Source organism: Cryobacterium sp. SO2 (assembly GCF_026151165.2).
GTDB lineage: Bacteria > Actinomycetota > Actinomycetes > Actinomycetales > Microbacteriaceae > Cryobacterium.
Window position 1 is genome coordinate 1,670,963 of sequence record NZ_CP117849.1, and the last position, 11,582, is coordinate 1,682,544.

The 11,582-nt window shown below is 68.7% G+C and carries 8 protein-coding genes; 5 read left to right on the forward strand and 3 right to left on the reverse strand.

Annotated elements, in window-relative coordinates; translation table 11 throughout:
- Positions 1-123: 123 nt before the first annotated feature.
- Together BJQ94_RS07660 and BJQ94_RS07665 are read left to right on the forward strand one after the other, a co-directional pair.
- Complete coding sequence (locus BJQ94_RS07660) at positions 124-609, forward strand: aromatic ring-opening dioxygenase LigA (protein ID WP_265397660.1); 486 nt, start codon at positions 124-126, stop codon at positions 607-609.
- Between the two features lie 180 nt (positions 610-789).
- Positions 790-2,400, forward strand: a complete 1,611-nt coding sequence (locus BJQ94_RS07665) for a cellulase family glycosylhydrolase (RefSeq protein WP_265397659.1) — start codon at positions 790-792, stop codon at positions 2,398-2,400.
- Positions 2,401-2,425: 25 nt separating this feature from the next.
- On the opposite strand, the gene BJQ94_RS07670 is transcribed toward BJQ94_RS07665, so the two are convergent.
- Entirely contained in the window at positions 2,426-2,971 is a 546-nt protein-coding gene (locus BJQ94_RS07670) for a hypothetical protein (protein WP_265397658.1), read from the reverse strand.
- Positions 2,972-3,107: 136 nt separating this feature from the next.
- Between BJQ94_RS07670 and BJQ94_RS07675 the strand changes: the two genes are divergently transcribed.
- Positions 3,108-5,297, forward strand: a complete 2,190-nt coding sequence (locus tag BJQ94_RS07675) for a transglycosylase domain-containing protein (protein ID WP_265397657.1) — start codon at positions 3,108-3,110, stop codon at positions 5,295-5,297.
- A gap of 15 nt (positions 5,298-5,312) precedes the next feature.
- Here the strand turns inward: BJQ94_RS07675 and dnaE are convergent, their stop codons facing one another.
- Positions 5,313-8,711: a DNA polymerase III subunit alpha gene (gene dnaE, locus BJQ94_RS07680; RefSeq protein ID WP_265397656.1), complete on the reverse strand. Its 3,399-nt coding sequence runs from the start codon at positions 8,709-8,711 to the stop codon at positions 5,313-5,315.
- Between the two features lie 9 nt (positions 8,712-8,720).
- Entirely contained in the window at positions 8,721-8,993 is a 273-nt protein-coding gene (locus tag BJQ94_RS07685) for a hypothetical protein (RefSeq protein ID WP_265397655.1), read from the reverse strand.
- Positions 8,994-9,145: 152 nt separating this feature from the next.
- Here BJQ94_RS07685 and BJQ94_RS07690 point away from each other — a divergent pair, with 152 nt between their 5' ends.
- Positions 9,146-10,522: a glutamate decarboxylase gene (locus tag BJQ94_RS07690; RefSeq protein ID WP_265397654.1), complete on the forward strand. Its 1,377-nt coding sequence runs from the start codon at positions 9,146-9,148 to the stop codon at positions 10,520-10,522.
- Positions 10,523-10,636: 114 nt separating this feature from the next.
- Entirely contained in the window at positions 10,637-11,461 is an 825-nt protein-coding gene (locus tag BJQ94_RS07695) for an SDR family oxidoreductase (RefSeq protein ID WP_265397653.1), read from the forward strand.
- The last annotated feature ends 121 nt before the right edge of the window (positions 11,462-11,582 follow it).

An 11,582-nucleotide genomic window follows, 5' to 3' on the forward strand; every position in this document is an offset into this window, starting at 1 on the left:
TTGGCTTGATCAGCACTTTAAGTGTTACGAATTTGAAGCCAGGGACTTTGTACCCTGACTGGGAAAACCGGATGCTGCCAGACTGTGATTATCTTCAGAATCACAACGAAAGGCAACATCATCGTGTCAACAGCAACCGTCCCGGCCGCTACCCTGAGCGCCACCAAAATCAAGCTCGTCAAGCTGGTCGGTTGGGCCGGAGTTCTCGGCGCCGTCGTCATGATCGTGGGCGGCGGAGTCGTCTGGGGCATCGTCAGCTCGCAGCTCGCTGCCGAGAAGATCACCGTCTCCGAGGACGCTGAATTCCTCGCCGGCGCCCCCGTTGTCGGTCCGTTCTCCGCGTACGCGCAGGCGACCATCATCAACCACCACGCCCTCACCATGGCCGAGAACAAGACCTACGCCGAGCTCGAGCAGGATGACCCGCTGCGCGCGACCGTCATGAACGCCTCCTTCCTGCGCACCTCGCTCTTCACCTCCGTCGTGTCGTTCGGCGTCTCGGCCTTCGCCATGGGCATGGGCCTGCTGTCCGGCCTCTTCGGCTTCGCGATCCTGACCCTCGCTCCGGCGTGGCCCAAGAAGACCGCAGCCACCGGAGTCGTCGCGTAACCGACCCGCACCTGCACCACGAACGACCCGGCAGCCTGGCTGCCGGGTCGTTCGTCGTTTCCGGCACGTGCAGAGTTTCCATCAGGTTAAGAATCGAACGAGGAGCAGGCGAGTGGGTCGCACAGCCCCTAATCTGAGCAAGGTCGCCAGTTCGTGGCGAGGAGATCTCCTGGGGGACAGATGAGCGCGCACTTCGCGTCACGCGCACGGCGCGGATTCCTGGCGCTGGCGCTGGCGGCAGTACTGCTCGGTGGCGCGGGAGCGGCTCCGGCGGCGGCGGCGACGGCTCCGGTGGCATCCGGCTGGCTGCACACCTCCGGCGGCAGCATCGTCACGGCCTCCGGCACCCCCTATGTGATCAAGGGAGTGTCCTGGTTCGGCATGGAGACGTCGAACTGTGCCCCGCACGGTCTCTGGACCATCTCGCTCGAAGCCGGACTGGCTCAGATCCGGTCGATGGGGTTCACCACCCTGAGGGTGCCGTTCTCCAACGAGTGCCTGGCCGCAGGGGCGACGACCTCGATCAACTACTCGGTCAACCCCGGCCTCGCCAACAAGACCCCGCAACAGCTGCTCGACGTCATCATCCAGAAGGCCGCCGCGGCCGGGCTCAACGTGATCCTCGACCGCCATCGTCCCGACTCCGCCGCCCAGTCAGAACTCTGGTACACGGCGCAGTACAGCGAAGCGCGCTGGATCGCCGACTGGAAGGCGCTGGCCACCCGGTACAAGAACGACCCGACCGTGATCGGCGTCGATCTGCACAACGAGCCGCACGGCTCGGCGTGCTGGGGCTGCGGCAACGCCGCCACCGACTGGCAGGCCGCAGCCACCCGCGGCGGCAACGCCGTACTGTCGGTCAACCCGAAGCTCCTGATCCTGGTGGAGGGAATCGAGAACCAGTCGAACGGCACGTCCACCTGGTGGGGCGGCGGACTCAGCGGCGTCGCGGCCAAGCCCGTCACCCTCAGTGTGCCCAACCGCGTGGTGTACTCACCGCACGACTACCCGGCGTCGGTCTACGCGCAGAAGTGGTTCAGCGCGGCGAACTACCCGGCCAACCTCACAGCGGTGTGGGACGCGAACTGGGGCTACATCAGTAAACGCGGCATCGCGCCGGTGCTGGTGGGGGAGTTCGGCAGCAAGCTGGAGACGACCTCGGACAAACAGTGGATGTCCACACTCGTCGGCTACCTCGGCGCCAATAAGACGAGCTTCGCGTACTGGTCGTTCAACCCCAACAGCGGCGACACCGGCGGCATCGTCGCCGACGACTGGGTGACCCCGCAGGCGGCGAAGCTCGCCGCGATCAGACCGCTCCTGGCCGGAACCGTGCCGCCCGTCACCGTGACGCCGACGCCGACGCCGACGCCGACGCCGACAGCCACGCCCAAGCCGACGGCCACCGCGACGCCCAAGCCGACCGCCACGCCCAAGCCGACGGCCACGCCAACGCCCACCGCCACCTCCACGCCGAAGCCCGTTGTCGGTACCGGCGTCACGGCCACCTGGCTGCTGCAGAATTCCTGGGGCGACGGCTATGTCGCCGAGATTGTTGTCACCGGCACCACCGGGGTCGCCGGCTGGACCGTCACCTGGCCGGACACCAAGGCCACCAGCATCGTGAACTCCTGGGGGATGACCTGCACCGTCAAGGCCAAGACTTCGGTGACCTGCACCGGCGCGGGCTGGGCTGGTCCCGTTGCGGCCGGGCAGACCGTGCGCGTGGGGGTTCAGGTTGCTGCGACCGCCCCGCCGGCGGCACCGAAGCTCACGCTCACGACCAGGTAGCCGACCATGAGGTTGAGCGGCCGGGTCAGTACTCGGTCGCGCCCTCTGCGTCGTCTCCCCAGCTGGCGATCCGCGGCGGCAACGGGTACTCGTGGGTGCCGTTCTCGGCGAGCACCTCGATGCTCACAACACGGGGAGCCGTGGTTCCACCCTGGCTCACGAACCAGCCGCCGACGAGCACCACATCGCTGACCGTGGACGCGACACTCACGCCGGTGACGGTGAACGGCCCGTAGGCCGGGTCGACGAACCGGGCGGAGACCAGGTCGCCGTGCTGCACGAGCGGCGCGACGCCGTGCGCGGGAGCGGCGGATTCGCTGGGCGCCATATCCACCTGCAGCGCCTGCAGCGACTTGTGCGGCTTGAGATTCTGTTCGATCGAGCGTCCGCCCACCGTGAGGGTCTTCACGGAGGCGGAGATGAAGGCGGCGCCCTCGATCGTGAAGGCTCCGTACCGCTTGGTCAGGAACATCGCGCTGACGTCGGTGCCCGACTCCAGGGACGCGATCGCATCGGTGAGCACCTTGACGTTGCGCCTGGTGGGCACATTGGGCATAACCGGACCGGCCATCTTTCCTCCTGAGAACGTGACACGTCACTCTAACAAGCCGGCACTCTGGCCGGCCGGGAGGCGGGCATGTTGCCCCCGTTCAGAGGCTTCGGCAAGCCCCTAGCGGCACTGTCCACCGCGGGATTTGAGTGTGACGATGGCGAGCAACGGCACGAACGGCATGAACGGAACCGGAGTCACACCATCGCGCTCGGTCGGGGGTGTGCTCGGCGGCCTGCTCGGCCTGATCGCGACCAGCGCCATAGCCGGGCTGCTGGTGACGGTGAGCCTGACCCCGGTGCTGGCGCTCACCAGCGTCACCGCCACGAACACCATCGGGGTGTTCGCGAACCTGCCCGACTACCTGGCCATCGAACCGCTCGCCCAGCGCAGCAACATCTACGCCACCCGCTCAGACGGCACACCGGTGCTCCTGGCGACGCTGTACCAGCAGAATCGGGTTGAGGTGGGCTGGGACGAGATCGGCCAGAACGTCAAGGATGCCGCGGTCGCCGGCGAAGACCCACGCTTCTACGAACACGGCGGCATCGACATCCAGGGCACCATGCGCGGAGCGCTGACAACGGCGCTGAAGGGCAGCGTGCAGGGCGGATCGTCGATCACGCAGCAATACGTGAAGAACGTGTTGGTGCAGAAGTGCGAGTCCCTGCCCACCGATGCCGAGATCGCGGGTTGCTACGACGATGCCACCCAGACCTCGGTGACCCGCAAGCTCAAGGAGATGCGGCTGGCGATCGGGGTGGAGAAGAAATACTCCAAGAACGACATCCTGCGCCAGTACCTCAACATCACCGGTTTCGGCGGCCGGGTCTACGGGATCGAGGCCGCGGCCGACTACTACTACGGCACGTCGGCGGCCGACCTCACCGTGGCGCAGGCGGCCAGCCTCACGGCCATCGTGAACAATCCGGACAAGTTCCGCCTCGACCGGCCGGAGAGCGAGACCAACGGCGCGGCGAACGGCTACCGCGACAACAAGGAGCGCCGCGACTACATCCTCGGCGAGATGCTCACGTACAAGAAGATCACCAGGGCGGAACACGACGAGGCCGTTGCGACGCCGATCGAGCCGTCGATCCACGAGCCCAGCACCGGATGCCAGACCGCGCTGGCCGACGCGTTCTTCTGCGATTACGTCGTGCACGTTCTCAGCAACGACCCGATCTTCGGGCCGGACGAGGACACCAGGCTGAAGAACCTGCGCACCGGCGGCTACAGCGTGTACACCACGCTGGACCTCGACCTGCAGCACGCCGCCGTGACCACCCTGGACAAGAACGTGCCCAAGAGTCGAGCGGGTTGGGACGTCGGAGCCGTGGTGTCGAGTGTGGAGGTGGGCAGCGGCCGGGTGCTGGCGATGGCGCAGAACAAGGACTACAGCCAGGATCCGGAGGTGCAGGCCACCGGGAACAACTGGACCAGCGTGAACTACAACACCGACTTCGCCGACGGCGGCTCCCGCGGCTTCCAGCCCGGCTCGACCTACAAGATCTTCACCCTCGCCGAATGGCTGAACACCGGCCACTCCCTGGGCGAGCGGGTCGACTCCGCGCCGAAGTCCCGATGGGGCACTTTCCAGGACAGCTGCCTCGGCCCGCAGAACTACGACTCGGAGGGGTGGAGCCCCAAGAACGACTCGAACGAGTCCGGCGGTAACTACAGCGCGCTTGAGTCCACCATCGGGTCGATCAACACCGGCTTCATCGGCATGGCCAAGCGGCTGGACCTGTGCGGGATCCGCAAGATGGCAGAGGCCTTCGGTATGCACAGGGCCGACGGCGAACCCCTGAGTGAGAGTGCGGCTTCGGTGATCGGCACCAACGAGGTGGCCCCGTTGAGCATGGCCATCGCGTTCGCCGGCATCGCCAACAACGGTGTCACCTGCAGTCCGGTCGTGATTGACCGGATGGTCGACTCCACCGGTGCCGAGGTGCCGATTCCGCAGTCGCGGTGTTCGGAGTCCGTGCGGCCGCAGGCCGCGCAACAGATGGTGTCGGCCCTCAGCCAGGTGCTCAGCAAGGGCACCGCGACGCAGTCGTACAACGCCACCAAGCCCCGGGTGCCGATGATCGGCAAGACCGGAACGACCGACGGCGCCAAGGACACCTGGATGAGCGGGGCGAGCAGCGAGGTCGCCACCGTTGTGGGCGTCGTGAGCGTGACCGGAGACGCCAATCAGCGGGCACTGAAGTTCGACAGCGGGCCCGCCGCCACGGCCAGGCACAGGATGTGGCCCGACGTGATGTCGGTGGCGAACCAGAAGTACGGCGGGGTCGCGATGGCGGGGACGCCCGCGCAGGGCCCGGCGAAGGGCGGCGGGGACTAGGCGCTCCTGGTCGAATTAGGCGCTCCTGGTCGACCAGAGATCGAACGTCGCGGTGCCGGTGCCGGCCGGGCGGAGCCCCTGCGGTTCCGCCGCCGGCACGCCGGCCGCCTTGGCCGCCTTGACCAGTGCGGCCTTCTCCTTGGCGCGCTCCTTGGCCACCGTCACCAGGTCCCAGAGGCCCTCGCCGGTGACCGACACCCCGCGGGCCCCCGAGCGCCGGGTGCGGCCGCGCACGAGCATCAGGTCGGTCTGGAAGACCCCGCCGCCGATCCGCTCCTGCGCGTCGTGGAAGAACACCACGTTGGCCACCGGCCCGGTGCCGTCGTCGAGGCTGACGAACACCACCCGGCGCCCGCCCCGCATCGGCGGGGTGTTCGTGGCGCGGCGCACGCCCGCCAGCAGCACCTCGGTGCCGCCGGGCAGGGTGGCCAATGCCGACGCCGGGGTGACCCCGAGTTCGGCGAAGAGCGGGTAGAACTTGCGCATCCGATGGCCGGACACGGCCAGGCCGGTGTCGAGAAGCTCGAGGTCGGACTGCGTGCGGCCACGCAACTGCAGCGAGGTGACCGCGGAGAAGCGCGCGCCGGAGTGATCGAGCACCGGAAGCGGGACCTCGAAGGCCAGCTGGTCGTCGGCGATCGTGACAGCGGTGCCGCGCAGCGACTGGATGTGCGCGAGGAGCTCGTGCCGGCGCGCGCGGTCGTACCCGATGAAACTGTCCAGCGCCCCCACCCTGGCCAGCGCCTCGAAGGTGCGCCGGCGCGGATGCACCCGGTCGCGGAAATCCTGCAGCGAGCTGAACGGCTGGTGCCGCACGATCCGGGCCCGCTCGGCGTCGCTGGAGCCGGTCAGCTCCGGCAACGGCATCCGGATGCCCTGGCCGCTCTCGCCGACGGCTTCGACCCTGTAGTCCAGGGCGCTGCGTTGCACGTCGAGGCCCAGCACCGGCACACCGAGCACCCTGGCCTCGGCCACGAGCAGGTCCTTGGGCCACATGCCGGGATCGTGGGTGAGCAGCCCGGCCAGGAACGCGGCCGGATGGTGGGTCTTCAGCCAGGCGGACTGGTAGGTGGGCAGCGCGAACGCCGCACCGTGGGCCTTGGCGAAGCCGAAGCTGCCGAAGCCGGCCAGCACGGTCCAGATCCGGTCGATCGTGCCGGTGTCGAACCCGCGGGCCAGGGCGTTCTCCCGCACGTACGCCTCGATGACGGGAAGCTGTTCCGGCCGGCCCAGGTGCCGGCGCAGCACGTCGGCGTGGCCGAGGCCGCAGCCGGTGAGCTCGTCGAACAGGCGCATCACCTGCTCGTGGAAGATGACCACGCCCTTCGTCTCGCGCAGGATCGACTCGAACCGGGGGTGGATGTAGTCGGGCGCGGCCTCGCCGTGCCGGGCGCGCAGGTAGGTGAGCGGCATGTCGTTCTGCATCGGCCCCGGCCGAAACAGCGAGATCTCCACGGTGAGGTCGTTGAACACCTCGGGCTGCAGCTTGCCCACCAGTTCCATCTGGCCGGGGGATTCGAGTTGGAAGATCCCCAGGGTGCGGGTGGACCTGATCAGCTCGAACGTCTCCTCGTCGTCGAGCGGGACCCTGTCGAGGTCGATGTGCTCGCCGGTGAGCCGGTGGTGCTCCTCGAGGGCGTGTGCCATGGCCGACTGCATCCGCACGCCGAGGATGTCGAGCTTGATCAGGCCCATCGGGTCCATGTCGTGCTTGTCGAACTGCGACATCGGCAGGCCCATCCCCGAGGCCTGCACGGGTGTGCGGTCCAGCAGGGAGGCATCGGAGAGGATGACGCCGCAGGGGTGCACCGAGATGTGCCGGGGCAGCCGGTCCAGGCGCGCAGTGAGGTCGACGAGCAGCTCGAGCCGGGCGGACTGGCGCACCTCGGCGGCGAGCTCGGCCAGCTCGGGCTTCTCGTCGAGGGCGGCACGGAAGTCCCTCGCGTTGAAGCGCCACATCTGCTTGGCGATCGTGGCCACCTGGGTCTCCGGCAGCCCCAGGGCAAGGCCGGCGTCCCGCACGGCCCCTCGGCCCCGGTAGGCGTTGGTCATCGACATGAGCGAGACCCTGTCGCCGCCGAAGGCCGTGAAGACCGCGCGGTAGATGTCATGCCGCCGGGCGGATTCGACGTCCAGGTCGATATCGGGCAGGGTCTGCCGTTCGGGGGAGAGGAACCTCTCCCAGAGCAGGCCATTGGAGATCGGTTCCACCGACGAGGTGTGCAGGGCGTAGTTGAGCACGGAGCCGACACCGGAGCCGCGCGCCTGGATGCGGATGCCCATCCCGCGCACGATGTCGGCCACGGTGGCGACGGTGAGGAAGTAGGAGGCGAAGCCGAGCTTCTCGACCGTCGCCATCTCATGGCCGAGCCGGTCGTGCGCGGCCACCAGCGCCGGCCGGCCCAGGGCGGAGTAGCGCTCGTCGATGCCGTGGCGGGCGCGCCCCCAGAGCTCGGTGAGCGGGTCGCCGGTGACCCCGATCACGCTCGCCTCCGGCATCCGCGGGCGGCCGAGCCCGATGTCGGCGACGGGGTCGAGGGCGCACCGTTGGGCCAGCTCGTCGGTGTCGCGCAGCAGGCGGGCCAGCGCGCCGTCGCTGTGCTGCCCGGCGTCGACGACCATGCGCGCCACCTGCCGCATGGCGGCCGCGGGCTTCAGCCAGGCCTGGCCGTTCACCTGCAGGGTCAGCTGCTCGAGCTGGGCGAGCGGGGTGAGGTGCCTGGAGGCGTCGGCGAGGTCGGCCGTGACGGCTTCGCCGGGGGCCCCGTACCGTACGGCGTTGCTGAGCACGGCCGGCAACCGGGCGTGCTCGGCCAGCGCGAGCATGCGGGTGGCCGGGGCGACGCTGCCCGGTGTTCCGGGCTCGGCGAGGTGGCAGACGATCTCGAGCGCCACCGACTGCGGCGGCATCAGCCGCAGCCAGGCGGTCAGGTTCGCCCTGGCCTGCGGGGTGTCCCGGCGCTCGATGGCGATGCCGACGTCGGAGGCCGGGCCGAGCAGGACGGTCAGGGAGTTCAGTCCGGCGAGCTGCGCCAGGCGGCTGCGGGAGATGCTCGGCGGGTGGCCGGGTACCTGGGCGGCGGTCTCGTGGGCGGCGGTCTTGTGAGCGCTGGAGACGGCCCGGCAGAGGGCGGCATAACCTCGCCCCCTGTTACCGCCGTGCGCCAGCACCACCACCCGGCCGAGCGGCACCAGGTCGTCGTCGTGCACGGCGAGGTCGGCGCCGAGCCCGGGCTGAAGCCCCTCGGCCACACAGGCCCGAACGTGCTTCACGGCCCCGTACAGGCCGTCACGGTCGGTGACGGCCAGGAAGGTCGCGCCGTCGGCTGCCGCCTGGGCGGCGAGGGCCTCCGGCAGGGTCACGCCGTAGTGGGTGGAGTATGCGCTGGCGACGTGCAGGTGCGGGAAGGTCATGGGCCCCGCTCACCCCCAATCGAGCGAGAGCACCCAGGTGCCGTCGGCATCGTGGCGCAGGTCGTACCGGTGCTGCTCGTCGTCGCCCCTGGAGGCATCCACCCGCCACAGTTCGGTGTCGATGCGGGTGGGGGTGCCGTCGTTCTCCCACCAGCGGGTGCGGGTGAAGACGGCTTGCGGCTGGCCGATGATGGTGTGTTCGAAACGGTCCCAGACGAACGCCAGCGGGTCTCCGTCGGCGGAGAGTGCGACCTGCACCGCGGTATCGATGATCTGGGGCATGGGCCGCCTTTCGAACGAATAATCTCGAACAAATGTTCGACAATCGGAGTGTACGTCACTCGTCCGACAGGCGCCAGCGGAGAGCGCGCCGATCGAGCCCGCGGCCGCGGCGGGGTAGACCGCAGGGCGTTGCGGGGGCACTCTGGTGTTCCATGTCGACGAACCCGGAATTCCTCGAAGTCAACCCGCTTTTCGCCCGCCCGGGGGAGGCCACCCTCGCCCCGCGGTACACGCTCGGCGAGAAAATGCTGGGGCCGGAGACGGCCTATCAGATCATTCACGACGAGATCAAGCTCGACGGCATCTCCCGGCTGAACCTCGCCACCTTCGTGGGCACCTGGATGGACGACCACGCCCGCCGGCTGTACGCAGAGGCCTTCGACAAGAACATGATCGACAAGGACGAGTATCCGCAGACGGCCGCCATCGAGGACTACTGCTGGCACATCGTCGCCGACCTGTGGCATGCTCCGGAGCCGCGCGCCACCATCGGCACCTCCACCATCGGGTCGTCCGAGGCCTGCATGCTCGGCGCGCTGGCGCTCAAACGCCGCTGGCAGCACGACCGCCGCGCGAAGGGGCTCTCCACCGAGAAGCCCAACCTGGTGATGAGCAGCGCCGTGCAGGTGTGCTGGGAGAAGTTCTGCAACTACTGGGACGTCGAGGCGCGGATGGTCCCGGTCACCGACGAGCATCCCTGCCTGGACGGGCACGACCTGGCCGACTACGTCGACGAGAACACCATCGGCGTCGTGGCCATCATGGGAGTGACCTACACGGGCATCTACGAACCGGTCGCGACGATCTCCGCGGCGCTGGACGCCATCCAGGCCGCCACCGGACTCGACGTGCCGATCCACGTCGACGCGGCCTCCGGCGGCATGGTCGCGCCGTTCCTCCAGCCCGAGGTGGTCTGGGACTTCAGGCTGCCCAGGGTGCATTCGATCAACACCTCCGCGCACAAGTACGGGCTGGTGTATCCCGGCCTGGGTTGGGTGGTGTGGCGCAGCCGGGACCTGCTGCCTGACGACATGGTCTTCACCGTGAGCTACCTCGGCGGCGACATGCCGACGCTGGCCCTCAACTTCTCCCGGCCGGGCGCCCAGGTGCTGTTGCAGTATTACCTGTTCCTCAGGCTCGGCTTCGAGGGCTACCGGCTCGTGCAACAGGCCTCGCAGGATGTCGCCAGGTTCCTGGCCCAGGGCATCGCCGAGCACGGCGCGTTCGAGCTCGTCAGCGACGGCTCCGACATCCCGGTGTTCGCCTGGCGGCTCGCGGAGGGCCACACGGAGAACTGGAACCTCTTCCACCTGTCCGACCGGTTGCGCGCGCGTGGCTGGCTCGTGCCGGCGTACCCGATGCCGGACAACCTCTCCGACCGCATCGTGCAGCGCATCGTGGTGCGGAACGGCCTGAGCATGGATCTTGCCTCACGGCTGCTGACCGCGATCGCGGAGGAGACCGTCTACCTGGACAGGCTGGAGGGGCCGATGCCGGTGGAAGACCACCATCCGGGGTTCAGCCACTGACGGTGCTGCTGGGAGACTCCGGTCGATTGAGGCGTCTTTTTCCAATCTCGGCCGGGCGAGCGTAGCATTTCAGTAGGACGCGTGGGATGACCTCGTGGCCCGTTGGAGGTACAAATGTCACTCAAAGTGGAGACTCGGGCTGATCTGCCCACACTGGTGGACACCCAGCTGAACACCGAGCCGATCGATTCTGCGGAGGACGACCCCCAGACCCCGGTGGCGCTCGTCACCGGAGCCGGTTCGATCATCGGCCGGGCCGTCGTCTCCAGGCTCCTCGCCGACGGCTACGCCGTCGCGGGCGTCGACGTGCAGGAGACCGCCCCCCTGGGCGACCGGCATCTCGTGCTGATGGGCGACATGGGAACCGAATCCGACTCGAACCTAGCCGTGACGCAGGCCCTCGACACCTTCGGCCGGCTTGATTCCGCGGTACTGCACGCCGACATCGGCGGGTCGCGGTCGCTGCGCGCGTCGGGCACGGTCGCCGAAGGCGAACGACTGCTCGCCCGCAACCTCAACAGCATCGCGCTCGGCATCCAGGCCGCCGCCAACGGGCTGTCGCTCGACGGCCAGCGCAGCATCGTCGCCACTGCCTCGGTGGCCGGGCTGCTCGCGGACCCGGGCAACTGGGCCTATCACGCGTCGAAGATCGCGATGATCGACCTGGTGCGTTCGTCAGCCCTCACCTACGCGGCCAGGGGCATCAGGGTGAACAACGTGGCGGCCGGCCTGGTGCGGGCAGATGCCGGCGACGAGAACCCGGCCGACCAGACCTTCGGACGCGACTTCTCCCGCCGCATCCCGCTCTGCCGGCTGGCCGAGCCGGCCGAGATCGCGCAGGTGATCGCCTTCCTGCTCTCGCCGGCCGCTTCCTATGTGACCGGCACCACTCTTGCCGCCGACGGCGGACTGACGGCGTCCGCGGGGCTGGTCTTCTAGCCGAAGCCGCGCCGAGCTTCGCCCAACCTGCCAATGACCTGACCAAATGGGTGCGGCCGGGGGCAGCCCCGTGCGACGTGGCAGAATGTCGCTCCGGGGCAAACCACTTCGTGGACCGCTC